The following is a 25,866-nucleotide window of genomic DNA, read 5'->3' on the forward strand; positions in this document are numbered from 1 at the left end:
TAGGCGCCTTCGAGAAAGTCCGCACGTAACATCTTGGCAAAGCGGAAATGGGAGCCACACATTCCGCTGTTGCACTCCTGCGGAGGACCTCACGCCGTCTAAGGAGGCCACGCGCGGTGAGTCAGCACGTATCCCGGCAAGGCTCCCGGTCACCGTTCCCCAAGCCACGCGGTGGCCTATTGGGCAGGGCGGCGGCGGCCCGGCGACCGCGAACACTGGGGCGCGCCATGCCGCGCCGGATCGCGATGCTCAGCGTCCACACCTCGCCGCTCCACCAGCCGGGCACCGGCGATGCGGGCGGCATGAACGTGTACATCGTCGAATTGGCCAAGCGGCTGGCGGCGATCAATATCGAGGTGGAGATCTTCACCCGGGCCACCACCGGCGCCCTCCCGCCCGCCGTCGAACTGGCCCCCGGCGTTCTCGTACGCCATGTGGACGCGGGCCCGTACGAGGGTCTTGCCAAGGAAGAGCTGCCCGCGCAGCTGTGCGCCTTCACCCACGGCGTGATGCAGGCTTGGGCGGGCCAGCGCCCCGGCTATTACGACCTGGTGCACTCCCACTACTGGCTCTCCGGCCACGTCGGCTGGCTCGCCGCCGAACGCTGGGGCACGCCCCTCGTGCACGCGATGCACACCATGGCCAAGGTCAAGAACGCCGCCCTCGCCGCCGGCGACACCCCCGAACCCGCCGCCCGAGTCATCGGCGAAACGCAGATCGTACGGGCCGCCGACCGGCTCATCGCGAATACCGCCGAGGAGGCGGGCGAGCTGATACGGCACTACGAGTCGGACCCGGACAAGGTCGCCGTGGTCCACCCTGGCGTCAACCTCGATCGCTTCCGCCCGGCCCCGCCCCACACCCTCACCGCCCCGGACGCGGCCTCGCCCGACCTGGTGCCCGAGGTTCGGACGGGTGGGACCGGGGCCAGCCGCGTTTCCTCCGCCCGGCTGTCCCGCCCACGCACGCTGCCGCAACCCTCCTCGCTGGTCCCACCGGGCCCGTCCAGCGCGCTGCCCCCGCCGGACCTGAGCCTCGCCGCCGTGGCTGCCAGCCGGGCCGCCGCCCGGGCCCGGCTCGGGCTGCCGCAGCACGCGCTGATCCCGCTGTTCGCCGGCCGCATCCAGCCCCTCAAGGCCCCTGACGTCGTACTTCGGGCCGTGGCCCATCTGCTCACCGAACAGCCGTCGCTCCGCGACCGCGTCGTGCTGCCGGTCGTCGGCGGCCCGAGTGGAAGCGGCCTTGCCAAACCGGAGGGCCTACAGAAGTTGGCCGCCCGCCTAGGCATCGCCGACCTGGTCCGCTTCCGTCCGCCGGTTGGCCAAGACCAGCTCGCTGACTGGTATCGGGCGGCATCCGTGCTGGTCATGCCCTCGTACAGCGAGTCGTTCGGGTTGGTCGCGGTCGAGGCGCAGGCGTGCGGTACGCCGGTGATCGCGGCGGCCGTGGGGGGTCTGCCCGTCGCCGTACGGGACGGCGTCAGCGGATTCCTGATCGACGGCCACAATCCCGCCGACTACTCGCGGGCGCTGCGCCGCTTCGCCGCGGACCCGAACCTCGCGACGACGATGGGCGCGTCCGCCGCCCGGCACGCCCAGTCCTTCGGCTGGGACACGGCCGCCGCCGCGACGGCGGATGTCTACGGGGCGGCACTGCACGAGCGGCGCGGTCGCCTACGATCTACGCATGGGTAACCACGCGGAAGCCGGCCCGGTCAACGACGCGGAAGCCGTCATCGAGCGCACTCTCCGCGATGCGGAGCTGTCGTGGGAACGGGCATCCGACGGCGCGTACGTCGTCACGCTGCCCGGCACCCGCAAGCTGTCCACCACCTGCTCGCTACGGGTCGGCAAGCACTCGCTATCCGTCAACGCCTTCGTCGTCCGGCACCCCGACGAGAACGACGCGGCGGTGCACCGCTGGCTCCTGGAGCGCAACACCCGTCTGTACGGGGTGAGTTACGCCATCGACAAGCTCGGTGACATCTACCTGGTCGGCCGCCTCCCGCTGGCAGCGATCACCCCGGACGAGCTCGATCGCCTGCTGGGCACGGTCCTGGAAAACGCAGACGGCAGCTTCAACACCCTGCTTGAGCTCGGCTTCGCATCGGCGATCCGCAAGGAGTACGCCTGGCGCACGGCGCGGGGCGAGCCGACCCGTAATCTCGCGGCCTTCGCCCACCTGACCGGCGAGCCATCACGCCGCACACCGGATGCGCCCGAGCGGGATGCGCCCGAGCCGGACATTCCCCAGTCAGACAGCCCCCAGTCGGACGCCCTCCAGCCGGACGCCTCGGAGGCTGGCCAGCCGAAGGCGGAAGATCCGCGGCCGTGAGGCGGCTGGAAGGCCACCGTCCGTCCTTCCGTCCGTACGACGGCCATGTGGAACATCGCCGTCCGGAGCCGGTTGAGGGGGCGCGCGCCGTACCGACGCCCCCACGAGCGGAACTCTCAGACGTCGGCCGCCGGAGCCGCCGGAGTGACCGAGGCCGGTGTGGCAGCAGGGGCCGACGTTGCGGCCGGGGCCAGCATGCCCTCAGCCTCCGCGGCGGTCGGCGAACCGTCAGCAGGGCCCGCCTCCGGAGCCGCCGCTGTTGCCATGTACACATCGGACGTCGGAAGCCCGCGCATCAGCAGCCAGTACCCGAGCGCCGCGATCGTGCCGACCAGCGCGCAGCCGGCCCACAGCCATTCGGCGCCGTACTGGTCGATGACGTGACCCGCCATCAGCGGGGCGGTCAGCGCCGCCAGCGCCCATGACAGCGTGTACATGCCCTGGTAGCGACCCCGGCCGTGAGTTGGCGACAGCCGGACGACCAGGCTCATCTGGGTGGGGGAGTTGACTATTTCGGCGAGCGTCCAGACGCAGACGGTCAGTGCGTACACGCCCAGCGACCCGGCGAACGCGGTGAGCCCGAAGCCGTACCCGGCGAGCAGCGCGGAGATGATCAACAGCCGTTGTGGATCGCGGTGTTCGATGTATCGGGTGACCGGAATCTGTAGGGCCACGATCAGTAGGCCGTTGACGCCGATCGCGATGCCGAAGTCCGCGCTGGAGAAGCCGTCCGCGCCCATGGCCACCGGCAGCGCCACGTAACCCTGTTGGAAGATCAGCGCGAGCAGGAAGGACAGTCCGACGACGCCCATGAAGCGGCCGTCGCGCAGGACCGCGCCGAGCCCGGGCTCTGGCTCGGCCGCCGCGCCCGAGGCGTCGTACACCCGCACCGGCTTGGACTCGGGCAGCTTCATGAACACCACGATCGCGCAGATCAGAGTCATCACGGCCTCGCCGATGAAGCCGGCTCGGTAGCTGTACTCGGCGATGAAGCCTGCGCCCATGGCGGAGAAGGCGAAGCCTAGGTTGATGGCCCAGTAGTTGAGTGCGAAGGCCCGTACGCGATCTTCGGGACGCACGATGTCGGCCATCATGGCCTGCACGGCGGGGCGCGAGGCGTTGCTGGCCATGCCTACGACAAAGGCCACCGCCGCGATGGCGATCGGATGTGTCATGAAGCCAAGTACGGCTATTGACACGGCGGTTGACAACTGCGCGATCAGCATGGTGGGCCGTCGTCCGAGCCGGTCGGCCATCACACCGGCGCCCAGCGAGGACACCACGGAGCCAAGCCCGTGCAGGGCGGCGACCAGACCGGCGAAGGTGGCCGAGTAGCCGCGCTCCAGGGTCAGATACAGAGCCATGAACGTGGCGACGAAGCCGCCGAGCCGGTTCACCAGGGTGCTGGTCCACAGCCACCAAAACTCCCGGGGCAATCCCGACACGCTCTCGCGCACGGCCCGTCTCATCGTGGCAACGGACATGGCTTTCCCCCGGGATATGCGAACGACCCATGTAAGAGTCTCTAGCGGCATGTGTAGATTACGTCTCGACGGTTCCGGGCTGCTAGTCATTTGGCGGAAACCGTCAACTGTTGCGCTGGTCACGCGCCTAAACGGCTGGTGCTCCGACTGCTCGTACGGGCGTCTTGCGTCGGTCCATCGGCGTCCCCACCGTTGCCCCGACCGGTGCCCGATGCGCAGGCAGAACGGCGGCCCGAACAGCGGCCCGGGCGGCGGGCCGGCAGCCGCCGGCGGTCTATTACGCTCGGGGGCATGGCCGACGCACCGTACAAGCTGATCCTCCTCCGCCACGGCGAGAGCGAGTGGAACGCGAAGAACCTGTTCACCGGCTGGGTGGACGTCAACCTCACCGACAAGGGCGAGAAGGAGGCGATCCGCGGCGGCGAGCTGCTGAAGGATGCCGACCTGCTGCCCGACGTGGTCCACACCTCGCTCCAAAAGCGCGCGATCCGCACCGCGCAGCTCGCCCTGGAGACCGCCGATCGGCTCTGGATTCCCGTGCACCGCTCCTGGCGACTGAACGAGCGGCACTACGGCGCGCTCCAAGGCAAGGACAAGGCCCAGACCCTCGCCGAGTTCGGCGAGGAGCAGTTCATGCTGTGGCGCCGCTCGTACGACACCCCGCCGCCCCCACTGGAGGACGGCGCCGAGTTCTCGCAGAGCGGCGACCCGCGCTACGCCGACATCCCGAGCGAGCTGCGCCCGCGCACCGAGTGCCTGAAGGACGTCGTCATCCGCATGATGCCGTACTGGTACGACGGCATCCTCCCCGACCTCCTGACCGGCCGCACCGTCCTGGTGGCCGCCCACGGCAACAGCCTCCGCGCCCTGGTCAAGCACCTGGACGGCATCTCCGACACGGACATCGCGGGCCTGAACATCCCCACCGGCATCCCCCTCTCCTACGAGTTGGACGCCGACTTCCGCCCCCTCAACCCCGGCGGCACCTACCTCGACCCGCAGGCCGCGAAGGCCGCCATCGAGGCGGTCAAGAACCAGGGCAAGAAGAAGTAACCCTCGCTCGAACGGCCCTCCACCTGCGTTTTCCCTCAGGCGGGGGGCCGTTCGCCGAACCGGCCCTGAGCGCGGGCACCAACAATGCGCCGACGTGCCCCGCCGACGTGCCCAGTCAACGCTCACGCCCAACTCATCGGCCGTCGAGGTCGCTGCGAGTAAATACAGCTAGCGCGGAACTGCTAGGGCCAGACACGTCGCACTGGTCCGCTGGGGTGTGGCCTAACTCGCTGAGTCTGGCTCAGCGGAGGACAACTCCAAGAGAAGATGGCTGCGATGCTCTCGCCCGCCGGGGGACCGGGCCGTAAGGGTATGTACGTCCGCGATTACCTGCCGCTGTGCATACGTGGCGATAAGCGGGGGCACGTCATTCTTCTCCGTGCGAATAACGACGACGCGCCCATCAGCCATCTCTAGCTCAATGACGCCCCGCAGTTTGCTGCCTCCGACTACGGTCCCGGTCAGCCGATCGCTGCTGTCTTCGACCTGGGCTGATTCCAGCGCCTTGCGGCAGTTAGCCGCGCTCGCTGTGGTGAGGCGCGAAACACGGTGCTCTGTCACCTGGGACTGCCAGGTGAGCGTGACACTGGTGCCCGTGGACGCAAGCACGTCTGAGAGTTCCGACAGATGGTTGATTGCACGGCGTCCAAGCGGCAATGCTGCTGACCACGCCACCCCACCCGCACCGTTCCGCACACCCCCTCGCGCCCCCAACCACACTCCTCAAAACCGCCCCGCCACCCGCCCCGCCACGGCAAAGGCCCCGACCGGGTGCCGGACGCTGTGGGGCCGGGTGTCGGTCGGGGCCGTGGCGCAGGTGGTGGCCTTCGGTTCGGTGCTAGTCGTTAGCCGTTAGCTGCAACCGCCGGAGCAACTGCACGGGCCGCCGGACTGGCAGCCGCACTGGCAACTGGAGCCACACCCGCAGTTTCCGAGCACCGGGCGGGCCGGAGTCGGGACGGTCGGCTGTTCCGTCGGTGTCGGGTTCGGCGTCTCTGGCATGGAATTCCTCCTCGGAGGCGTACCGCAGGACCTCCAGTGGACCCCCCAGGGGGCGAGGTACGGAACGGCGTGTAACCGGCGCATAGGCGCATCACCGTCGGTACGCCGCTAAAGCGCGTACGCCCCCTTATGACACGACGAAAGCAGCGCCCCTGCGCCCCGCTCTCCAAGTACCACTGCGGCCCCCCAGCTTTCCAGAGCGCCCCTGCACCCCCCACTCTCCAGGGCGCCCCCGGCCCTCTAGGTGCTCCCGCGCCACTGCGGCGCCCCCGCGCTCTTACTCCCCGTCCACCGACGTTGCCGGCGTCAGCTCGTCCGCGTGCTCGCCGGTGACCAGGTACACCACGCGCTTGGCCACGGACACCGCGTGATCCGCGAAGCGCTCGTAGTAGCGGCCGAGCAGGGTCACGTCCACGGCCGTCTCGATGCCGTGCTTCCAGCGGTCGTCCATCAGGTGCTGGAAGAGCGTGCGGTGCAGCATGTCTATGGCGTCGTCGTCCTGCTCAAGCTGGAGCGCCAGGTCCACATCCTTGGTAATGATCACCTCGGCGGCCTTGGCCATCAGGCGCTGTGCGAGCTGGCCCATCTCCAAGATGGTGGCGGCCAGATCCCGGGGCACCGGCGACTCCGGGAAACGCAGCCGGGCGAGCTTCGCGACGTGCTGCGCGAGGTCGCCCGCGCGCTCCAGGTCGGCACTCATCCGCAAGCTGGTCACCACGATCCGCAGATCGGTGGCGACCGGCTGCTGACGCGCGAGCAGAGCTATCGCTCGCGCCTCAAGGTCGTGGTGGAGGTCGTCAACCTTCGCGTCGGCGGCGATAACGCTCTCCGCGAGCTTGAGGTCAGCGTCGAGCATCGCCGTGGTGGCCCGGCCGATGGCCGAGCCGACGAGCCGGGCCATCTCGACCAATCCTTCACCGATCGAATCAAGCTCCTCGTGGTACGCGTCCCGCATCACTGACCTTCTCTCGCTGGGGGTCCCGTAGGGCTGTCAGCCCCACGTTCCCACGGTGTGGCCGAAACGCGTCCGGTTCCGGCCTCTCGAGTAAACCCGTCCCGACCTGCGGGTGAACTCTCGGCAACCCCCATGGTCCGGGCGGTGTCGAGCAGAACGGCCTCGGGCGTCGATAGTGAACCAATCAAGGCTCCACGGTGAACTCTCGGTAACGTCTGATCGCGGTGACCCCCATTCGGCTGTGGAGGGGTCTCGACAGGCGCCTAACCTGGAGACATGAACGTGGACGCGGCAATCGCCGCAGTGGCAGCGATCGCCGGGCTCTGTACCGGTGTCATCGCCATGCTGGCGTTCCGCTGGAGTGAGCGCGACCAGGCGAAGCCCACGCGCTCCTCACTCCACACCGACGCTGTGCTGCCGCCCGGTGTGGACACCGTGCTTTCCGTACTGCGGTCATCCGCGGTCGTCCTCGACGAGGAAGATGCGGTGGTCAAGGCCAGCTCGGCGGCGTACGCACTCGGTCTGGTGCGCGGCGGAAAGCTCGCGGTCGAACCGATGCTGCTCATGGCTCGTGACACCCGCCGCGACGGTGAGATACGCCAAGTGGAGCTCGATCTGCCACGCCGCGGTACGGGCCGGGGCGAGGCCCTGGCGGTGTCCGCGCGGGTCGCCCCGCTCGGCTCCCGCCTGGTGTTGCTCCTGGTCGAGGACCTCACCGAGGCCCGCCGCATCGAGGCCGTACGGCGTGACTTCGTCGCCAACGTCAGCCATGAGCTCAAGACTCCAGTCGGCGCCCTGTCGCTGCTCTCCGAGGCCGTGATGGACGCCTCGGAGGACCCGGAGGCCGTCACCCGCTTCGCGGGCCGGATGCAGATCGAGGCCACCCGGCTGACCAGCCTCGTCCAGGAGCTGATCGATCTCTCCCGGGTGCAGAACGACGACCCGCTGGAGGACGCCGAGCCGGTCCGGGTGGACGAACTCGTCGCCGAGGCGATCGACCGCTGCCGCCACCAGGCGGGCACCAAGCAGATCACCATGGCCGCCGGCGGCACCGCCGAACTGCATGTCTGGGGAAATCGAGGTCAGCTTGCCGCAGCCCTTGGCAACCTCGTGGAAAACGCGGTGAACTACAGCCCGGCACGTACCCGTGTCGGCATCGCTGCTCGGCGGATCGCGGCACCCGGCGGCGATCTCATCGAGGTGTCCATCACCGACCAGGGCATCGGCATTTCCGAGAAGGACCGCGAACGGATCTTCGAGAGGTTCTACCGAGTGGACCCGGCGCGCTCGCGCGCCACCGGCGGGACCGGCCTCGGCCTCGCCATCGTCAAGCATGTGGCCGCCTCGCACGGCGGGGAGGTCACGGTGTGGAGCGCTGAGGGCCAGGGCTCCACCTTCACCCTCAAGCTCCCGGAAGCCGGTGGCGTACGCGACCGAGTCGAGGCCGCTGCCGCCTCCGGACGGCGCAAGGGCGGCAACTCCTTGATTGAGCCGGACGACCTCGACGACGAGGACCCCGACCGTTCCTATGAGACCTTCACCAATGAACCCCCTCCCGTCGCCCACCACCCGTAGCTGGAAGGCGCTTCGCGCCCCTGAGTTCGCCCCGGAGGTCCTTCCGTGACCCGAGTGCTCGTTGTCGAGGACGAGGAATCGTTCAGCGACGCTTTGTCGTACATGCTCCGCAAGGAGGGTTTTGAGGTCGCCATCGCGACAACGGGCCCGGAAGGGTTGGACGAGTTCGAGCGCAACGGTGCCGATTTGGTGCTGCTCGACCTGATGCTGCCCGGTCTGCCCGGCACGGAGGTCTGTCGCCAGTTGCGCGGGCGCTCCAACGTCCCGGTCATCATGGTGACCGCCAAGGACAGCGAGATCGACAAGGTGGTCGGCCTGGAAATAGGAGCCGACGACTATGTGACCAAGCCGTTCTCGTCGCGGGAACTGGTGGCCCGCATCCGCGCGGTGCTCCGCCGCCGTGGCGAGCCGGAGGAGGTCGCCCCGGCCGCCCTGGAGGCGGGCCCGGTACGGATGGACGTGGACCGGCACGTGGTCACCGTCTCCGGCGGCAAGGTGGAGCTGCCGCTCAAGGAGTTCGACCTGCTGGAGATGCTGCTGCGCAATGCGGGCCGGGTGCTGACCCGCATGCAGCTCATCGACCGCGTCTGGGGCGCCGACTACGTGGGCGACACCAAGACGCTCGACGTTCACGTGAAGCGGCTGCGCGCCAAGATCGAGCCCGACCCGGGAGCGCCCCGTTACCTCGTGACGGTGCGTGGCCTCGGCTACAAGTTCGAGCCGTAAGCCATCCCGCAGCCCCGCAGCCACGCCGCACCCAGGGGCCCCGCCCAGCTCTACGCCGCGAGGGCGACCCCCGACGATCGGGGATCGCCCTCGCGGCGTATGCGGTGATGAACCCCCGGCAGCGGGCGGTGACAGCGTGCGGTCGCGTGAAGGGAAGCTGCTGGATTCGTTCTCCGCGGGAGCGGGTCTACGCCGGAGCCGGTTGGTGCCGGCCTCAGTGGCGTACGGGATCGGCTCGGCCCGCCTCGGCCGCTAACCGGTGCCGAGCCCTAGCCGGGGTGCTGCGGCGGCTGCTGGCCCCAGCTCGGCCTACCTCGACCGGCAAGAGCCTCTTCTACGGCGAGGAGCCCCGGCCTGCTGGCACAGGCGAGGGCTCCCTACTGGCTGGGGCCCCTACCGGAGCCCCACGGCTCAGTGGCCCGGCGGGACGGGCTCGCCGCCCTGCTCGCCTGTGTTGTTGGCGTTGGCTGTGTTATCGGTGTTGTCAGCGTTAGCGGCGTTGCCGCCGCCACCCGTGCCAGTCTCCGCGCCCGACGTGGTCGGGGAGCCGCCGGCGGGCGTCTCGTCGCCTTCGTCGGACGCGTCGGGGGGCCCGTCCACGGAGGACGACTGCTTGTCGGAAGGATTGTCCCCAGGGTTGTCCGACGGCTTGCCAGACTTATCCGGCTTGCCAGACTTGTCGGGCTTGGCGGTCGGGCTCGGCTTGGGGCTCGGGCCCCACTGTGCGTACTCGCCCTTGGCCGGGACGACGAAGGCGCGCATCTCCACGTCACCTGTCTTGCTGAAATCGAAGACGACCCTCTGGGCGTCACCCAGCTTGGCCGCCTCGTGGCCACCGACGATCTCGGCGGACGCGTTGCCCTTACCCCCCAGGGTCAACGAGCCGCCCTTCGGGACGACAACGGTCTTCGACCCCTTGGCCGGGGCGAGCTTGACCTCGGTGTTCTTGCCCTCGATCCGGATGGCGTTCAGCACCTGGTCGGAGGAACCCTCGTTGAAGATCTTGGCGGTGAGGGCGGCGGGGCCCTCGTCGTCCAGCTCCGGCGGAGTGATGACCGTAGCGTTCTGAATCTTGATGTGGCCAACGGTCTTCGCGGCGTTGTCCGGCTTGACCTTCATCGTCTGCGAGTCGTTCCCGGCCGCACAGGCGGAGAGTGGGGCGATCGAGAGCGCGAGGGCGGTGGCGGCGAGGACGCCGCGTCGAAGGCTGCTGCTCACGGCGGCGGCATCTCCTAGAACGAGCTTCGGCGGCCGAACGGTCTGCCCGGTCGCAAGGGACGGCAAGGGCGGCGGTGGGCTGCCCGCAAAGGATCTATCAGCGCGCTTAGGTTACCGACCCGCCGTCGAGAGCACGCACCCGACCCGCCTCCGACCCATCTCCGACGCGGCTCCACAGCGCCGCGGCGCTGTGGCTGCGTCGCGCTGTGGGGCTGCGCAGTGCTGTACGGGGCTGTACGGGGCTGTACGGGGGTTACGCGGGGCGCGCCACCAGCCCGCAGCCCTCCGCGCGGCCCCCGTTCGGCGAACACGCCCGTGAACAGTGTCTGAACACGTACCTGGTGAGCCGCTCGCAATCGCTACCGCGCGCTCTTCGACGAATATCGGCCGATGCCGGTGCGGGCAAATATCGGCGAGGAATGCACGCGATCCGTACGGCCTCGTGAATTGATCACGAAGGTGATCAACTCTGGCCTGATCAATTCGCGAAAACGGTCCGGAGTGGCCACGGCGGGCCCGAACGGAGTAGCGGAACTCGCACGCCTGGACTCCGGCAAACCGGGACGTACGGTCGGTCGCGCGGGGTTGTCGGGGTAGGTAACGTGCACGTTTCGCCTTGCCCGAACAGTGGCTCCCACCTGCGAATTCCTACTTCCAGAGGGCGCTCGAAGCACGTTCCGAGTGCTGTTGTCAAGCCCTGAGATATGCCCTGACCTGCGAAAACGCCATTCAGAACGGGACGTTCCCGTGTTACTCTGGATAGCCACGGAAGGGGTACCTGTCACATGACGTTCAAGGTTGGCGACACCGTGGTCTATCCCCATCACGGGGCCGCGCTGATCGAGGCTATCGAAACTCGCCAGATCAAAGGCGTGGACAAGACCTACTTGGTGCTGAAGGTCGCTCAAGGCGACTTGACGGTTCGTGTGCCAGCGGACAATGCGGAGTTCGTCGGTGTACGCGATGTGGTCGGCCAAGACGGGCTGGAGCGGGTCTTCGAGGTGCTGCGCGCACCGTATGCCGAAGAGCCTACGAACTGGTCCCGTCGTTACAAGGCAAACCTGGAGAAGCTCGCGTCCGGCGATGTGATCAAGGTCGCCGAGGTTGTGCGTGACCTGTGGCGTCGTGAGCGTGAGCGCGGCCTTTCCGCCGGAGAAAAGCGGATGCTCGCCAAGGCTCGGCAGATTTTGGTGAGCGAGCTCGCCCTCGCGGAAAACACCAACGAAGACAAGGCAGAGGCCCTGCTCGACGAAGTCCTCGCCTCCTGAAGTATTTTCGCGGACCCATGAACACGGGACCGTTGTCGTTGGCCCTGACGTTCTGACGGACGTACACATGCCGCAGTGCCCGAGTGGCGGTCGCGTCCCGATGACGCGGTCCCTGCCGCCGGGCGCTGCGGCATCTGTGACGGCGGGCATTGCCTGATGCCCGTGGGGCGACGCCTGTAGTGGCGTGTGTGGAGTGGCAGTGGCGATGCGGCATAGCCACCGCGCTGGCGGCTCGCTCGCGCCCTGGGGTGGGCTGTTATGGACATACCGTCATCCGCGCGGATGCGGGGCCTGACGCGCTGACCAGGCTGCTCGCTCGATTCGGTATGTGATCCGTAGTGCTGGTCGTGCACGGCACCGTATGAGCACGCCTGGACGGATACGCATGCGGATGCACCGACCCGAGCCGTGAGACCTGCGCGGTCAGGCGGTGGTGGGGGGCGGGCAACTGGCAAGTTCTTGCGCTTCGCTTCGACGCACTGCGTGCTGTTACATCACGGTGTGCAGCGATTGGTGTGCCGGGCTCGGGCACTGGCTCGACCAGTCGTCACGGAAGGGGCTGATCGGGCCATCGCGCCCGGCACGCTCTGGCCATACCCAACTCGGCCGAGGAAGCAAACCTGAACGCCATCGCAATGTCCGCATCAGACCGCGCCGAACCCCCCGGTGAGCGCCCTGTGCGCACCGCAGCCGTCATTCCCGCGGCCGGCCGCGGGGTCAGGCTTGGCCCCGGCGCTCCCAAGGCGCTGCGCGCCCTGAACGGCACTCCCATGCTGGTCCACGCCGTGCGTGCGATGGCTGCCTCCCGGGCCGTCTCGCTCGTCGTCGTGGTCGCCCCCTCGGACGGTGCCGCCGAGGTTCGCCGACTACTCGACACGTATCCGCTGGCCGGAACCGTGGCGGACAAGACAGAGGTCCTGGTCGTCCCTGGTGGTGAGACGCGCCAGGAGTCCGTGCGGCTCGGCCTCGTCGCGCTGCCCGATGACATCACCGTCGTACTCGTCCACGACGCGGCCCGCCCGCTGGTACCGGTGGATGTCGTGGACACGGTGGCCGCCGTCGTACGAGGCGGGGCGCCCGCCGTCGTACCGGCGCTGCCGCTCGCGGACACCGTCAAGCAGGTCGAGCCGCGCACCGGCGGCGAGCCGGAACCGGTCGTCGGCACTCCGGAGCGGGCCAAGCTGCGTGCGGTGCAGACCCCGCAAGGCTTCGACCGGGCCACGCTCGTCGAGGCCCATGAGCGGATCGCCCTTGAGGGTGAGGGCGCCACCGACGACGCGGGCATGGTCGAGCGCATGGGCCGAAGCGTCGTCGTGGTCCTGGGGCACGAGGAGGCGTTCAAGGTGACCCGACCGCTGGATATGGTCCTGGCCGAGGCGGTACTCGCGCGCAGGAGGGCCAACGATGGCTTCTGACATGGTGCTGCCCCAGGTCGGCATCGGCAGCGACACCCACGCCTTCGAAGAGGGCCGCGAACTGTGGTGCGCGGGCCTGCTCTGGGAGGGCGAGGGTTCCGGGCTGGCGGGCCACTCCGACGCGGACGTCGTCGCCCACGCGGCGTGCAACGCGCTCTTCTCCGCGGCCGGGCTCGGTGACCTTGGCGCCCACTTCGGCACCGGCCGCCCCGAGTGGGCCGGTGCGGCAGGACTGACCCTGCTCACCGAGGCCGCCCGGATCGTCCGCGCGGCGGGCTTCACCATCGGCAACGTCGCCGTCCAGGTGATCGGCCCGCGTCCGAAGATCGGCAAGCGCCGGGACGAGGCCCAGAAGGTGCTCTCGGCCGCGGCCGGCGCACCGGTCTCGGTCTCCGGGGCCACTACGGACGGCCTTGGCTTCCCCGGCCGCGGCGAGGGTATTACGGCGATCGCGACGGCCCTCGTCGTCCGCCACTGACCTCTACGGACGTGCCCCCGGCCCCGGCTCCTGTGCTCGGCCTTGCCTCGGCCCCCTGGCCCGCCTTCGGCCGCTCCTGCGTGGGCCCGGGGCCTTGGCGGCGTAAGCCCACGGGGCCGGGAACATCCCGTGGCGTACGCATGGAGCGCGCTGCTCCGCAAGGGCCATGGGCGCGCGGGGAATGCGCGTCGGGGTGCGGGCGTTGGGTACTCATCGAGGAACGTGTTAGCCCCTTGATCAACTGCCGCTAGCTGCCAGTGATCGCCGTGACGGAAGGACCCGACGTGTCAGCCGCGCTCTCCGATGACCTCAAGCGTCTCCTCGACACTCCAGTCTTCGTAACCATCGCGACCATCCAGCCTGATGGGAGCCCGCAGCTCTCGGTCGTCTGGGTCAAGCGGGACGGCGACGACCTGCTGATCTCCACCGCGGTCGGCCGCCGCAAGGAGAAGAACCTGGCTGCTGACCCGCGCGTGACGGTGCTGGTCAACCCGGCGGACGCGCCGTACACCTACGCGGAGATCCGCGGCACCGCGACCGTCACCACCGAGGGCGCCCAGGAGCTGATCGACGAGTTGTCGCGTAAGTACACAGGCAAGGACTATGCGGAGTTCAACCCGCGTGCGGGGGAGGACAACGAGCGAGTTGTCATTCGCGTGACACCCCGGAAGGTCGTCGGCGGGGTCTGAGCAGTCAGCGGCGCCTTTTTCCGCGCGCCAGAAACGTTATTGACGCTGGTCCCGAGGCGACCGGCGTGGGCTGAGTGTCACGCTTGTGTTTCCCTGCTGTCCGCGGGGTCGCGGTGCACCACCCTGTTCCGACTACCCTTGGAGCGTGACCATTCGCCTGTACGACACCAGCGCCCGGCAGACACGTGACTTCACCCCGCTTACACCGGGCTGTGTCTCGATCTACCTCTGTGGTGCAACCGTGCAGGCCGCACCGCACATTGGGCACATCAGGTCGGGGCTCAACTTCGACATCATGCGCCGTTGGTTCAGCTACCGCGGCTATGAGGTGACGTTCGTGCGCAACGTCACCGACATCGACGACAAGATCCTCGTGAAGGCCGCCGACAGCGGCGAGCCGTGGTGGTCCATCGGCTATCGCAACGAGCGTGCGTTCAACGATGCGTACGAGGCACTCGGCTGCCTGCCGCCCACCTACGAGCCGCGCGCCACCGGGCACATCCCGGAGATGATCGAGATGATGCGCGGCCTCATCGAGCGCGGCCACGCCTACGCCGTGGAGGGCAACGTCTACTTCGACGTACGGTCCCTCGCCGGGTATCTGCGGCTGTCCAACCAGGAGTTGGACAATGTGCCGAACGCGGGCGACGCGGGCGATGGCAAGCGAGACGGCCGCGACTTCGCGATGTGGAAGGCGGCCAAGCCAGGCGAGCCGAGCTGGGAGACGCCGTGGGGCCGAGGCCGGCCCGGCTGGCACCTGGAGTGCTCGGCCATGGCCCACAAGTACCTGGGCAGCCACTTCGACATTCACGGCGGCGGCATCGACCTAATCTTCCCGCACCACGAGAACGAGATCGCGCAGGCCGTGGCGTACGGCGATGACTTCGCCGCGTACTGGGCGCACAACGCCTGGGTGACCATGAGCGGCGAGAAGATGAGCAAGTCGCTCGGCAACTCGGTGCTCGTGTCCGAGATGGTCAAGCGCTGGCGCCCGATCGTGCTCCGCTACTACCTGGGCACCCCGCACTACCGGTCGATGATCGAGTACAGCGAGGAGGCACTGCGCGAGGCCGAGTCCGCGTTCGCGCGGATCGAGGGCTTCGTTCAGCGCGTGGTGGAGAAGGCCGGACCGGTCGAGCCCGCCACCGAGGTGCCGCTCGCCTTCGCCGAGGCGTTGGATGACGACCTCGGTGTCCCGCAGGCACTCGCGATCATCCACACCACCGTCCGACAGGGAAACTCCGCGCTGACGGCCGACGACAAGGAGTCGGCGGTCGCCCGGCTGGCCGAGGTGCGGGCCATGCTGGGGGTGCTGGGCCTTGACCCGCTGGACGAGCACTGGTGCGACGACGGCGAGCGCGGTGATGACCTGCATGGGGTGGTGGACTCGCTGGTACGCCTCGTACTGGAGCAGCGGCAGGCGGCGCGCGCCCGTAAGGATTACGGGACGGCGGACGCCATCAGAGACCAGCTGCAGCAGTCCGGACTGGTGATTGAGGACACGCCGGCCGGTCCGCGCTGGGAGCTGGGACCCCGCTGACCTGGAGTGGAGCGCCCACCCCGCAATCGCTCATGGTGCCGCCCGGCGCGCCGGGCGGCACACTTTCCGTAGTATGGACTTTTTTGCTAAGCAGTATGGGCTGAGCAGTGAGCAGTAAGAGACAGGTGACCCATGGCCGGTAACAGCCAGCGCAGGAACCGCCGTACCGCCAACAAGAAGGGTGCCGTCGTCGGCAGCGGCGGCAAGCGGCGCCGGAGCCTGGAAGGCAGGGGCCCGACGCCGCCCGCCGAGATGCGTAAGGGGCACGCCAAGCAGCGCGTCGCCAACGCCAAGACGCGCCAAGCGGCCAAGCGGCCCGCGCCGCGCCGCGGCGGCCCCAAGGGCACCAACGAGTTGGTCGTCGGCCGCAATCCGGTTGCCGAGGCGCTGCGCGAGGGCGTGCCAGCGAACACGCTGTACGTGCAGCAGTTCATCGACAACGACGAGCGGGTGCGCGAGGCGCTCCAGCTCGCGGCCGAGCGCGGCGGCATCAACCTGATGGAGGCGCCGCGCCCCGAGCTCGACCGCATGACGAACGGACTCAACCACCAGGGCCTGGTGCTCCAAGTACCGCCGTACGACTACGCGCACCCCGAGGACCTGGCCGGCGCGGCCTTCGACGCGGGCCAGGACCCGCTGATCGTCGCCCTCGACGGAGTCACCGACCCGCGTAACCTCGGCGCCGTCGTCCGCTCCGTCTGCGCCTTCGGCGGGCACGGTGTGGTAGTGCCCGAGCGGCGCGCGGCGGGGATGACCGCGGGGGCGTGGAAGACCTCGGCGGGCACGGCCGCGCGTACGCCGGTCGCCCGCGCCACCAATTTGACGCGCGCGCTGGAGGGCTACCAAAAGGCCGGCATCACGGTCATTGGCCTGGCCGCGGATGGCGAGGCGGAGCTCGGGGACGTACAGGCGCTGGACGGCCCGGTCGTCATCGTCATCGGCAGCGAGGGCAAGGGCCTGTCGCGACTGGTGAGCGAGACCTGTGACATGCGGGTACGCATCGCCATGCCGGGCGGCGCGGAGTCGCTGAACGCCGGTGTCGCAGCGGGCGTGGTCCTGTACGAGGCGGCCCGGCGCCGCGCCTGAGCTTGACCAGGCGCATTGGGCGGGCCCTGCATCTTGGCCCGGTACGGGGTGGCGCGGCTGACTCCTTTCCTGATACGGGGCGGGGCGGCCGGCCGCCACCTGCCAGTCAGTAGGCAGCCGACGCCCGTAGGGCATCGCCGTACCGAGCCGGCCCGTTGGCCGTCCAGAGGGCGTTGGCGTGGCCGTACACAGGGCGTCAGCGTCGGGGTACGGCAGTGCCCGGCACGCCGCTGAGCTGCGGCCATGTGGGCTAGCGGGAGTTGGAGATCATGGCTTGACGGGCCTCGGACAGTCCGGCGCAGTCAAGGCAGTGTCTTAACCGCGGGTCACTCGGTTAGATGAGCGTGGACACCAGAACACCCCGCACACCTCCGGGGGGACGCTCACCGGGATTTGACGACGAGCCGCGCCTGAACATGGCGAAGGTGCTGAGCGACCCCGCACAGGTCACCGCCGCGCACGCGAGTTTCCGCGTGCAGCTCGCCACCCCCGTCAGGAGCAGGGCACTAGCGGAGACGGCGCAGATCCCCGTGCTCGCCGGAGCTGGTGCAGGTCCAGAGGCCCGCGGCGGTCGGCGTCGCCCCCCGGTGGTGTGGAGCGGGCGTACGAGTCCGGGCGATGGCGCGGCCCAACTCCTCCAGGCCGTACGGCAATCCGAGGCCAGCCTGGCCGCTACGGCCGCGGCCAGTGCGGCCGGCACGGTACGCACCGCGGGCGGAGCGGTGGCCCGCCCCGGGCACGACGGGCCGGGCAGCGGTTCCGGCGGTGATGCGGGCGCCACTCAGGTACTGCCGCGTATCACCGCCCAAGACGCTCAATCCGCCACGCAAGCCCTGGTCATCGGGCCGCGCACGCCGCACGGCACGGGCGAGGCCCCGCCCGGCGGCCCGCGGTACACGCACGGCTGGTCCGAGGGCGGCTCGGCTGTCGAAGGGCCGGGCGACGGCAGCGACACCGGCGAACACACCACTGTGATGGGCACCATGGGCGCATTCGGCGACGGCACTGGCCGGGCCGATGGCGACGGCACACACTGGCCGACCGCCGGCTACCCCGCGGTCGATGAACAGGACACCGACCCGGATACGGTCCGGGCGGCGTACCGTACCGACGAGGCCGAACAGCCGCGCAAGCGCCGTAACACCGACTCCGTACGGCACGCGTACTACCCCGGGCGCCGGATGAACCTAGGCGTCGTGCTGCTCCCGCTGCGCGTCTTCCTTGGCTTCATCTCGATCTACGCGGGCATGGGCAAGCTCTGCGACCCGGTGTACTTCGACGGCGGCAAGCGCGGGTCCATGGTGATCTGGCTACAGTCACTGCACCCGTGGGCCGTGGCATCGCCGTTGCGGAACTTCGCACTTGAGCACCCGGTAGGCGCCGGGCTGACCATTGCGTTTCTTCAGGTCGTGGTCGGTGTCCTCACCGTATGCGGGCTCTGGCAGCGGGTCGCGGCGGCGTTCGGGGCGCTGTTGTCGGCCGCGCTGCTGGTGACGGTGAGTTGGCGGACCGTACCAGCGTACGACGCGCCCGACATCATCTACCTGGCCGCTTGGAGCCCGCTGATCATCGCCGGAGCACCGGTCTACTCGATGGATGCCCGGCTGGCAGGAGAGGCGTGGCGGCGGCTCGGGCCCCGGGTCGGGGTTCGCGACCTGCGGCGCCGGGTGTTGCGCCGGGGCTCGGTGCTGGCGTCGGTGATCATCGGCCTGACGTTGCTGGTTGGCTCGATGCTGGGCGGGGCCGTGCGCTCCTCCGACACCGTGCGGGTGCCTGGCCCCAGCGACCCGCCGATCAACCATCTGCCGGGCGAGCGGTTGCCGGGCACCTCCGGCGAGAGCGCACGACCGGATACGCGGGCCCCGGAGAGCGGCCGAACCGGTTCGCCGTCCGTGGACGACCGGGTCCCCGATCCGCCCACCTCGGCTCCCAGCGCTGGGAGCACACCGGGCGCCACCGGGCAGGAAGCGCCACCCGGAAGCATGGACGCAGGCCCCAGCCAGCCCCAGACACAACAACAGGGCCAGGTCAGCGGCGGTCAGAGCAGCAGCCAGACCTCGGGGGTACAGACCGCCCCGCAGGCACCGCAGCAGCCACCGCAGTCGGCACCACAGCAACAGCGGCAGGCCCCGCCGCCCGAAAGCGACAGCGAAAGCGAGAGCGAGACCAGCGGCGGCGGCACGGGCGGCAATACGGTACGCGAGGGTGCGCTGGGCGGCCTGTTCGGCTGAGCGGGGCGCTCGGCGCTCTGCCGCGCCTCCCGATCTGCTGCCCCGCTGGCTCCCCTGTCTCCTTGGCTCTCCTGGGCCACTGGCTCGCTGAGAAGGGGCGGGGCGGCAACGGTGGGCTGCGGGCCGTGGCTCTCTTCCGTCAGCTGGTCCCGGTGGTCCCGGTGGTCCCGCCGCCTGTGGCGAGTTCCTTTGCGGCCTCGGTGAGGTCCTTGGCGGTGTCGATGGCCCGCCAGTACGCGCCGTGTGGGAGCGGATAGCCGGCGAGGCGGCGCTCTCGGGCGAGACGGGGGAAGGTGGTGCGCTCGTGGTCGCCACGGTCCGGCAGCAGGTCGGCGAAGTCGGCGGAGAACACGTAGACGCCGGCGTTGATGAGATACGGCGACGGCGGTGCCTCGATGAAGTCGAGCACATGGCCGAACTCGTCGGTCTCCACCGCACCCCAGGGGATGCGCGGCCTGGCCAGGGCGAGCGTGGCCGCCGCGTCGCGCTCATGGTGCAGGCCCGCCATCTCGCGCAGCGAGAACCGAGTCCAGATGTCGCCGTTGGTCGCGTACCAGGGTTGATCGGGGTGGGGGAGGGAAGCGGCGGCGTACTTCAGGCCACCGCCCCGGCCCAGGGGTTCGCTCTCGACGACCGTGGTGACGCGTAGCGGGAGATCCGCGCTGGCCAGCCAGGACTGGAGCACCTCGGCGAGGTGGCCACAGGAGACGACGGCGTCGGTGACGCCCTCGGTGGCCAGCCAGGCGAGCTGGTGGCCGATGATCGGGGTGCCGGTGCCGGGGATTTCGACCATCGGCTTGGGGCGGTCGTCGGTGTACGGACGCAGCCGTGAGCCCTGGCCGCCGGCGAGGACGACGGCTTGGGTGGGAGCGATGAAGTCCGCGGCGGGGCGCGGACGGCGCTCGGACGACGGCGCGGCCACGTTCCCGTAGGTCGCGCTCGCAGAGGAAGCGGGAGCGGCCTGGGACGTACTGCTGGGCGCCGCACCGGGCCGCCCCGTGCTGGGCGCAGCACCAGACGCGGCCCCGGAAGCGGGCCAAGACCCGGACGTGGGTGGGCCCGCGGAGGCGCGAGCTGAAGCGGCCGGCGCAGCGCAAGCGGAGATAACTGCTGACGCGGGCACGCTACGCGCCGCGGGCAACGGTGCTGACGGGCCGTGGCCTGGGAGCGGCGCCAACGGCCCGTGGCCAGCGGCGGGTACGGCGAGGGTTGCGCCCGGTGCAAGGTCAGTGGACGCGGAAGAGGAACGGGATGGGTTGGACGAACGGGATGGGCGGGATGGCGCGGAGGGTGCAGAGGATGTCGTGGGGTGAGCAGGTGTTGTGGGGTGAGCAGGTGTCGTGGGGCGAGCAGGTGTCGTGAGGTGGGCAGGTGTTGTGGGGTGGGCAGGTGTTGTGGGGTGGGCGGGGTCTTCGGTCATGGTCCGCACGATAAGTGCTGGCCGACGCGGACGCCGACCAGATGCCGGACCTCAGTTGGCGTGGGCGACGCCGGACGCGAAAGAGGTGTCGCAGACAGGCCGGGAGAAGGCGTGCGCGCGGTGGGCGGCGCCGCCGTACTTGGTGACAGCGGCGCGGCCGAGCGCTCGGGCGATGGACGCGCAGTGCCGGGCGAGCGAGGGCCGTTCGGTGGTCGCCTCCTGGAGATGGGTCAGGGCGACGTTGGGGTCCTTCTCCTGGAGCTCGGCCAGCAGTTGATCGCGCAGCACCTCATGCGGGGCGCGGTGGCTGGCACGGGTGGAGGCGTCTCCGGACGAGGCGGTGAGCACCGAGCCGTCGGACTTGTTCCCGGCCCACGGGACGGCGGTCACCGCGAGGGAGCCGGAGAGGATGAGAACGACGGGAAGGACGAAGGCGAGAGTTCTGCCGATACGGCGGGCGGCCTGGTTCATGCCCGCGATCGTAGCGAGGGGTGATGATTTGGCGACATTTAGTCACCCTGTTGAGGGATGGTATGGCGCCTGCATTCGGTTTAGGTGTTGACGTACACGGCTCGAAATGCCCGGTATGTCAGGGTATTTCACGTGACGACGCCGCGCATCCATGGTGCGGCGGATGCGCGGCGCGTCGGGTTCAGACGTCGGCGTGCCCGTGTCTCCTGTGTCTCCCGTAGCTCCCGTGCCGTCTGTGGCTCCTGTGCCCTCGCGGGCTCCCGCGCCGTCTGAGGCTGCTCCCGTACGAGAACCCGATCCCGTACGAGAATCCGCCGTACGGGGACATGTCGTACGAGATGTCCCCGTACGAGCTGCCCCGTACGTCATGGTGCGGTGACCACGTGCAGTGACCACGTGCGGGGCCGGGAAGGCTGCGGGGCCGGGCCAGGCTTTGCGCGGTGAGGAGAGCGGCCGGTCGGGCCGAGTGCGGCCTTGGGGCGGGCTAGTTGGTGAGGCGCTCGCCGGTGGAGGTGGCGAAGACGTGGGTCTCGCCCGCGCGCGGGATGACGTGGACCAGGGAACCCTTCTCCGGCACCTGGCGGCCGTTGACGCGTACGACCAGGTCCTTGACGGAGCCACCGACGTCGGCGGAGCCGTAGACGTAGCCGTCGGCGCCGAGTTCCTCGACGACGTTGACCGTGACCGGCAGGCCGGCCGGCGCGTCGCTGGTGGCCTTGGTGAGGGTCTTGGCGGCGGCGCTGTTCTGTTCCACGACGTCGAAGTGCTCCGGGCGGACGCCAACGGTGACGGTCGTGTCACCCTTGTCGGCGGCGATCGCGAGGGCCGCGCGGCTGACGGGGACGACGCTGTTGCCGAACTTGACGCCGCCGTCGGTGATCGGGACCTCGATCAGGTTCATGGCGGGGGAGCCGATGAAGCCCGCGACGAAGAGGTTGACCGGACGGTCGTACATGTTGCGCGGAGAGTCCACCTGCTGGAGCAGTCCGTCCTTGAGCACCGCCACCCGGTCGCCCATGGTCATGGCCTCGACCTGGTCGTGGGTGACGTAGACGGTGGTGATTCCGAGACGGCGCTGAAGGCTCGCGATCTGGGTACGGGTCTGGACGCGGAGCTTGGCGTCGAGGTTGGAGAGCGGCTCGTCCATGAGGAAGACCTGCGGCTCACGTACGATCGCTCGACCCATTGCGACACGCTGGCGCTGACCACCGGAGAGGGCCTTGGGCTTGCGGCCCAGGTACTCGGTGAGGTCCAGGATCTTCGCCGCGTCCTCGACCTTCTGCCGGATCTCGCTCTTGTTGACGCCGGCGATCTTGAGGGCGAAGCCCATGTTGTCGGCGACGGACATGTGCGGGTAGAGCGCGTAGTTCTGGAACACCATGGCGATGTCCCGGTCCTTCGGCGGAAGGTGGGTGACGTCGCGCTCGCCGATGCGGATGGCACCGCCGTTGACGTCCTCAAGACCCGCGAGCATCCGCAGCGAGGTGGACTTGCCGCAGCCGGAGGGCCCGACGAGGACGAGGAACTCGCCGTCCTCGATCGCGACGTCCAACTGATCGACGGCGGGCTTGTCCTGCCCCGGGTAGACCCGCGTTGCCTTGTCGTACGTGACCGTAGCCATGGTGCGTTTCCCTTCACCGGCAGGAACGTGCCGGACGATCCGAGTAAAGGTGAGCCGAACCTTCCGCACACCGATGAGGCGGGGAAGGGGTCTAGTCCACTGACCAGACTTGCCGTGACGGTACCTGGCCAGGGGCTCCGTGTCAGTAGCCGCCGTCCTGCGAAATCATGGAGGCGGCGCGCGCTTGGCCGGGTGCGGCTTACGGAGGAGCGCGGGGCGGTGGCGGGTTTGGGGTGGCGGGGGGTTCGGGCTACGGGGCGCGGGCTCGGGGGCGCGTGCCCGGGGCGTGCGGGTCGCGGGCGTTCTCGCTCCGGGGTGGGGGCTCCGGAAGTTCGGACTCTGGGGCGTGCGGGCCCGGGGCGTTCTGGGCAAGGGATATTCGATCGGGTCACGTCTCGGGCGCGGGTACACTTCTGGAGACGCGCCGACTTAGCTCAGTTGGTAGAGCACCGCTCTTGTAAAGCGAAGGTCGTCGGTTCGAATCCGACAGTCGGCTCTGTGCGCTGACCAGCGCGAAACGCCCCGGACCTGGGTTGGTCCGGGGCGTTTGACGTGCGTTGACATCCACGATTGACATCAACGCGGGTGAACGGCCCTGGTCAGGCGTGGTCGTCAGGGCGACCGGGGCGGCGCTTCAACAGCCGGTCCATGTGGTTGATGGCCTCGCGCTGCGTGTCCTGTGTGACGTGCGTGTACACGTCCATGGTCATGCTGATCTGGCTGTGGCCAAGGATTTCCATCAGCACGCGGGGCGCCACCCCGGCGGCGGTGAGCAGGGTCGCGCACCCGTGCCGGGCGTCGTGCAGCCGGATCGGGCGGAGGCCGGCGGTGGCGGTGAGCCGGGAGAACGAACGGTTGAGGTTGCGGGGCTCCACCGGGCGACCCGTACGCGTGGTGAAGACCAGCCCGGCCGGGTCCGGCTTCCGGCCGTACTTCGCCGCGTCGGCGGCCTGCCGCAACCGGTGCCAGCGCAGGGCGGCCAGGCAGATGAGCGGCAGCGGCACCGGGCGGGCCTTCCCTGTCTTGGTGGTGCCCTGGTGCAGCTCGCCGCCGATGCGCTGCACCTGGTTGCTGACCCGGATGAACCGCTGGTCCAGGTCCACGTCCGACCAGCGCAGCCCCAGTACCTCACCACGCCGCAGACCCATGGCGATGGCGAGCACGAACGCCGCGTACAGCGGGTCGCGGCGGGCGGCTTCGAGGAACGTCAGCGTCTCGTCCAGCGTCCACGGCGTCAGGTCCCGGCTGATCACTTTCGGTGCCTCCACGAGAGCTGCGACATTGCGCGTGACGAGTTCTTCCCGGCAGGCCGAGGTGAGCGCGGTCCGGAGGACGCGATGGGCTTCCTTGGCCGTCGCCGCGCTCCTCCTGCGGGTCACCTCGGCCAGGAACGTGCGGACCTGTCGCGGCCCTAGAGTCTCCAGCCGCTTGGCCCCGAGTAGGGGCACCAGGTACAGCCGGACGTGCATGGCGTACTTGCTGTACGTGGAGCGCTTGCGGTTGGGCCTGATGACGTGATCCAGCCAGTACGGCAGCCATTCGGCGAGCTTGGCGGACCGGGTGGGTACGGGGATGCCGTTGGCGGCCTTGTCGAGCAGTGCGCGGCGCTTGGCGTCGCATTCGGCCCAGGTCTTGCCGTAGGCGAACTTTCGGGCGCGAGTGCCGTCCGGTTGGGGGACGTAGACGGCGGCCTGGTAGCGGCCGTCCTTGCGCTTGGTGATGGTGCCCGCGCCGTTGGGGTTGCGCTTGCGCTGGGGTGGCATCAGGCGGCCTTCCCGATCTGGTGGTCGATGAAGTCGCGCAGCGCTCGGGCGGGGACGCGGCGGGCGCGGCCGATGGTGAGCGAGGGCAGGCGCCGCGAGCGGATCAGGTCGTAGACGGTGGAGCGACCGAGCCGGAGCCGTGCCATGACCTCCGGGATGGTCAGCAGTTCGTCAGCCATGGGTGGGCTCTCCTTCCGTTCCGGGGGCGGGGGCGAGGGTGGTGGTTAACCATTCCTCGGTGGGGGTGAGGCCGGTTCCGGCGTAGGTCCAGTGGGCGAGGACGAGGGTGGTGTGTTCGTCGTTGTCGGGGGCCGGTGGGTGGGGTTGGGCTTGGGCGCGGCGCCAGGCGGTGCGGGTGTCGCGGAGGGCTGTGAGGGTGGTGGAGTAGTGGCGGGACTTGGTGGAGAAGTGGCCGCGGAAGCCGAGCATGTGGGCCCAGGCGCGCAGGCGGAGGTGTTCGAGGTCCTTGCGGGCGTCGAGGGCCCAGGCGGTGCGGATCAGGCGTTCGGTGTGGGGGCTGAGGTTGTGTCGGGCGAGTTCGGCGAGGAACCTCAGCGGTCGGTCGAGAGTGCCCGTCGCTGTCTCGGCGCCCTTGGTGGCGTATTTGGCGATGTACGCGGCGACCGCGCGGTCCGTGAGGGCCGTGCCGCCGTCGAAGTCCGGGCCGTGGATGGGCCGTACGTCGAGCTGGTCGCCGAAGGCGAAGGTGTGTTCGCGGCCGTTGACGGTCGGGCCGGTGACGCGTGCCTTGGTGGCAGCGGCGTGGATGGCGTCGGTGAGCAGCTCGACGGTTGCCCAGGGTGGGGGTGGGGTGTGGCCGCCGGTGGGACCGTCGAGGCGGATGACGGCGTGGAAGTGGACGGCGCCGCGCTTTTGGTACTCGGCGACCTTGGCGAAGGACAGTCGGGCGTGGTGGCGCAGGGCGCGTTGGGTGAGCGCGGCGCGCTTGGCGATCTCGCGGCGCAGGTAGATGGAGAAGCGCCGCCACAGGGGCCCGGCGTGCGCGTTCCACAGGATCGCGGCTTCGTAGTCGTAGCGGTCCGGGTCGAGTGGGGCGCCTAGTTGGGCGTCGTCCTGGTCGTGGCGGGTGCCGCAGCGGCAGGGACGGGTGGTGCCTGCCGGGCCTTTGGGACGGTTGTGGACGGGGCCGAAGCCGGGGGCGGTGAAGGTGGCGAAGACGCGGGGGTGGGTGGCGACGGTGTCGGGGGTGCCCTTGCCGCCGCGTAGTCCTGCGGTGATCAGGTGGAAGGTGTCGCGGCGGTAGGTCTCGGCGCAGGTGGGGCAGCGGGTGGTGCGGCGGTTGTTGCAGCGGGTCAGGAGGTGGCCGGCGGGCAGGTCGGCGGAGTGGAGGTGGCGGAGGACGTTGCCTATCTCGCCGGTTGTGGTGTTGAGGTGGTGTTCGGTGCGGTGGCCGTCGAGGCGGATGGGGTGGGTGCAGCCGCCGAGGCTGGAGAGTTGGCGGAGTAGGGCGGGCAGGGTGCCGTGGGCGGCCAGGTGGCTGAGTTCTGGCAGCGGTGGTGGGGTGGTGCGGGTGATG

The 25,866-nt window shown here is 69.5% G+C and carries 20 protein-coding genes, 1 tRNA gene and 1 pseudogene; 13 read left to right on the forward strand and 9 right to left on the reverse strand.

Annotation, left to right across the window (positions count from 1 at the left end; genetic code table 11):
• Nucleotides 1-116: 116 nt before the first annotated feature.
• Entirely contained in the window at nucleotides 117-1,694 is a 1,578-nt protein-coding gene (locus tag FHS42_RS07140) for a glycosyltransferase (RefSeq protein WP_184569974.1), read from the forward strand.
• Nucleotides 1,687-2,193, forward strand: a pseudogene (locus FHS42_RS07145) (type III secretion system chaperone family protein); the annotation flags it as partial. The gene FHS42_RS07140 and the pseudogene FHS42_RS07145, both read left to right, overlap by 8 nt.
• Before the next feature lie 257 nt (nucleotides 2,194-2,450).
• Here FHS42_RS07145 and FHS42_RS07150 read toward each other — a convergent pair.
• Nucleotides 2,451-3,818, reverse strand: coding sequence for an MDR family MFS transporter (locus FHS42_RS07150; protein ID WP_184569978.1), 1,368 nt, complete (start codon nucleotides 3,816-3,818; stop codon nucleotides 2,451-2,453).
• 291 nt (nucleotides 3,819-4,109) lie between these two features.
• On the opposite strand from FHS42_RS07150, the gene FHS42_RS07155 reads away from it, so the two are divergent.
• On the forward strand, nucleotides 4,110-4,871 hold the full coding sequence (locus FHS42_RS07155) for a phosphoglyceromutase (RefSeq protein ID WP_184569980.1): 762 nt from the start codon (nucleotides 4,110-4,112) through the stop codon (nucleotides 4,869-4,871).
• 1,279 nt (nucleotides 4,872-6,150) lie between these two features.
• On the opposite strand, the gene phoU is transcribed toward FHS42_RS07155, so the two are convergent.
• On the reverse strand, nucleotides 6,151-6,828 hold the full coding sequence (gene phoU, locus FHS42_RS07160) for a phosphate signaling complex protein PhoU (protein WP_184569982.1): 678 nt from the start codon (nucleotides 6,826-6,828) through the stop codon (nucleotides 6,151-6,153).
• Nucleotides 6,829-7,104: 276 nt separating this feature from the next.
• On the opposite strand from phoU, the gene phoR reads away from it, so the two are divergent.
• Complete coding sequence (gene phoR / locus FHS42_RS07165; RefSeq protein ID WP_184569984.1) at nucleotides 7,105-8,403, forward strand: two-component system sensor histidine kinase PhoR; 1,299 nt, start codon at nucleotides 7,105-7,107, stop codon at nucleotides 8,401-8,403.
• A gap of 54 nt (nucleotides 8,404-8,457) precedes the next feature.
• On the forward strand, nucleotides 8,458-9,129 hold the full coding sequence (phoP, locus tag FHS42_RS07170; RefSeq protein ID WP_512700937.1) for a two-component system response regulator PhoP: 672 nt from the start codon (nucleotides 8,458-8,460) through the stop codon (nucleotides 9,127-9,129).
• A gap of 411 nt (nucleotides 9,130-9,540) precedes the next feature.
• On the opposite strand, the gene FHS42_RS07175 is transcribed toward phoP, so the two are convergent.
• Nucleotides 9,541-10,347, reverse strand: a complete 807-nt coding sequence (locus FHS42_RS07175; RefSeq protein WP_184569988.1) for a DUF461 domain-containing protein — start codon at nucleotides 10,345-10,347, stop codon at nucleotides 9,541-9,543.
• Nucleotides 10,348-11,132: 785 nt separating this feature from the next.
• On the opposite strand from FHS42_RS07175, the gene FHS42_RS07180 reads away from it, so the two are divergent.
• The 7 genes from FHS42_RS07180 (at nucleotide 11,133) to FHS42_RS07210 (ending at nucleotide 19,054) form a co-directional block, all read left to right on the forward strand.
• Entirely contained in the window at nucleotides 11,133-11,615 is a 483-nt protein-coding gene (locus FHS42_RS07180) for a CarD family transcriptional regulator (protein WP_050374646.1), read from the forward strand.
• A 635-nt stretch (nucleotides 11,616-12,250) separates the two neighbouring features.
• On the forward strand, nucleotides 12,251-13,030 hold the full coding sequence (gene ispD, locus FHS42_RS07185; protein WP_184569990.1) for a 2-C-methyl-D-erythritol 4-phosphate cytidylyltransferase: 780 nt from the start codon (nucleotides 12,251-12,253) through the stop codon (nucleotides 13,028-13,030).
• A complete protein-coding gene (ispF, locus tag FHS42_RS07190; RefSeq protein ID WP_184569992.1) occupies nucleotides 13,020-13,508 on the forward strand; it encodes a 2-C-methyl-D-erythritol 2,4-cyclodiphosphate synthase in 489 nt (162 codons plus the stop codon). Before ispD ends, ispF begins: the two co-directional genes overlap by 11 nt.
• A 284-nt stretch (nucleotides 13,509-13,792) precedes the next feature.
• The gene (locus FHS42_RS07195) at nucleotides 13,793-14,197 is read left to right on the forward strand and encodes a PPOX class F420-dependent oxidoreductase (protein ID WP_184570669.1); all 405 of its coding nucleotides are present in this window, start codon (nucleotides 13,793-13,795) and stop codon (nucleotides 14,195-14,197) included.
• A 145-nt stretch (nucleotides 14,198-14,342) separates the two neighbouring features.
• Nucleotides 14,343-15,737 carry a cysteine--tRNA ligase gene (cysS, locus tag FHS42_RS07200; RefSeq protein WP_184569994.1) on the forward strand — a complete coding sequence of 465 codons (1,395 nt, stop codon included), beginning with the start codon at nucleotides 14,343-14,345 and terminating at the stop codon, nucleotides 15,735-15,737.
• A 132-nt stretch (nucleotides 15,738-15,869) separates the two neighbouring features.
• Nucleotides 15,870-16,823: a 23S rRNA (guanosine(2251)-2'-O)-methyltransferase RlmB gene (gene rlmB / locus FHS42_RS07205; RefSeq protein ID WP_184569996.1), complete on the forward strand. Its 954-nt coding sequence runs from the start codon at nucleotides 15,870-15,872 to the stop codon at nucleotides 16,821-16,823.
• A gap of 425 nt (nucleotides 16,824-17,248) precedes the next feature.
• Nucleotides 17,249-19,054, forward strand: a complete 1,806-nt coding sequence (locus FHS42_RS07210; RefSeq protein WP_376772539.1) for a DoxX family protein — start codon at nucleotides 17,249-17,251, stop codon at nucleotides 19,052-19,054.
• 139 nt (nucleotides 19,055-19,193) lie between these two features.
• On the opposite strand, the gene FHS42_RS07215 is transcribed toward FHS42_RS07210, so the two are convergent.
• The 3 genes from FHS42_RS07215 to FHS42_RS07225 all read right to left on the reverse strand — a co-directional run bounded on the left by FHS42_RS07215 (nucleotide 19,194) and on the right by FHS42_RS07225 (nucleotide 22,566).
• Complete coding sequence (locus FHS42_RS07215) at nucleotides 19,194-19,976, reverse strand: nucleotidyltransferase family protein (RefSeq protein WP_312866765.1); 783 nt, start codon at nucleotides 19,974-19,976, stop codon at nucleotides 19,194-19,196.
• Between the two features lie 549 nt (nucleotides 19,977-20,525).
• Nucleotides 20,526-20,945: a hypothetical protein gene (locus tag FHS42_RS07220; RefSeq protein WP_184570000.1), complete on the reverse strand. Its 420-nt coding sequence runs from the start codon at nucleotides 20,943-20,945 to the stop codon at nucleotides 20,526-20,528.
• Nucleotides 20,946-21,429: 484 nt separating this feature from the next.
• Nucleotides 21,430-22,566 carry an ABC transporter ATP-binding protein gene (locus FHS42_RS07225; RefSeq protein ID WP_184570002.1) on the reverse strand — a complete coding sequence of 379 codons (1,137 nt, stop codon included), beginning with the start codon at nucleotides 22,564-22,566 and terminating at the stop codon, nucleotides 21,430-21,432.
• Between the two features lie 423 nt (nucleotides 22,567-22,989).
• On the opposite strand from FHS42_RS07225, the gene FHS42_RS07230 reads away from it, so the two are divergent.
• Nucleotides 22,990-23,062 (forward strand) — tRNA-Thr (locus FHS42_RS07230).
• Nucleotides 23,063-23,165: 103 nt separating this feature from the next.
• On the opposite strand, the gene FHS42_RS07235 is transcribed toward FHS42_RS07230, so the two are convergent.
• Genes FHS42_RS07235 through FHS42_RS07245 form a run of 3 tightly spaced genes read right to left on the reverse strand, consistent with a single transcriptional unit; the run spans nucleotide 23,166 to nucleotide 25,805 of the window.
• The gene (locus FHS42_RS07235; RefSeq protein ID WP_184570004.1) at nucleotides 23,166-24,329 is read right to left on the reverse strand and encodes a tyrosine-type recombinase/integrase; all 1,164 of its coding nucleotides are present in this window, start codon (nucleotides 24,327-24,329) and stop codon (nucleotides 23,166-23,168) included.
• Nucleotides 24,329-24,508, reverse strand: coding sequence for a helix-turn-helix domain-containing protein (locus FHS42_RS07240; protein ID WP_184570006.1), 180 nt, complete (start codon nucleotides 24,506-24,508; stop codon nucleotides 24,329-24,331). Before FHS42_RS07240 ends, FHS42_RS07235 begins: the two co-directional genes overlap by 1 nt.
• Nucleotides 24,501-25,805, reverse strand: coding sequence for a replication initiator (locus FHS42_RS07245; RefSeq protein WP_184570673.1), 1,305 nt, complete (start codon nucleotides 25,803-25,805; stop codon nucleotides 24,501-24,503). The genes FHS42_RS07240 and FHS42_RS07245 overlap by 8 nt, the downstream gene beginning before the upstream one ends.
• Nucleotides 25,806-25,866: the final 61 nt, after the last annotated feature.

This window comes from Streptomyces zagrosensis, assembly GCF_014203645.1.
In the GTDB taxonomy this organism is placed as follows: Bacteria; Actinomycetota; Actinomycetes; order Streptomycetales; family Streptomycetaceae; genus Streptomyces; species Streptomyces zagrosensis.

What these genes read in the sequence shown, in the direction of transcription:
- FHS42_RS07155 (WP_184569980.1), top strand. Translation starts at nt 4,110, where the DNA reads ATGGCCGACGCACCGTACAAGCTGATCCTCCTCCGCCACGGCGAGAGC.
- phoU (WP_184569982.1), bottom strand. Translation starts at nt 6,828, where the DNA reads ATGCGGGACGCGTACCACGAGGAGCTTGATTCGATCGGTGAAGGATTG.
- FHS42_RS07235 (WP_184570004.1), bottom strand. Translation starts at nt 24,329, where the DNA reads ATGCCACCCCAGCGCAAGCGCAACCCCAACGGCGCGGGCACCATCACC.
- ispF (WP_184569992.1), top strand. Translation starts at nt 13,020, where the DNA reads ATGGCTTCTGACATGGTGCTGCCCCAGGTCGGCATCGGCAGCGACACC.
- ispD (WP_184569990.1), top strand. Translation starts at nt 12,251, where the DNA reads ATGTCCGCATCAGACCGCGCCGAACCCCCCGGTGAGCGCCCTGTGCGC.
- FHS42_RS07150 (WP_184569978.1), bottom strand. Translation starts at nt 3,818, where the DNA reads ATGTCCGTTGCCACGATGAGACGGGCCGTGCGCGAGAGCGTGTCGGGA.
- FHS42_RS07225 (WP_184570002.1), bottom strand. Translation starts at nt 22,566, where the DNA reads ATGGCTACGGTCACGTACGACAAGGCAACGCGGGTCTACCCGGGGCAG.
- FHS42_RS07220 (WP_184570000.1), bottom strand. Translation starts at nt 20,945, where the DNA reads ATGAACCAGGCCGCCCGCCGTATCGGCAGAACTCTCGCCTTCGTCCTT.
- rlmB (WP_184569996.1), top strand. Translation starts at nt 15,870, where the DNA reads ATGGCCGGTAACAGCCAGCGCAGGAACCGCCGTACCGCCAACAAGAAG.
- FHS42_RS07240 (WP_184570006.1), bottom strand. Translation starts at nt 24,508, where the DNA reads ATGGCTGACGAACTGCTGACCATCCCGGAGGTCATGGCACGGCTCCGG.
- phoR (WP_184569984.1), top strand. Translation starts at nt 7,105, where the DNA reads ATGAACGTGGACGCGGCAATCGCCGCAGTGGCAGCGATCGCCGGGCTC.
- FHS42_RS07180 (WP_050374646.1), top strand. Translation starts at nt 11,133, where the DNA reads ATGACGTTCAAGGTTGGCGACACCGTGGTCTATCCCCATCACGGGGCC.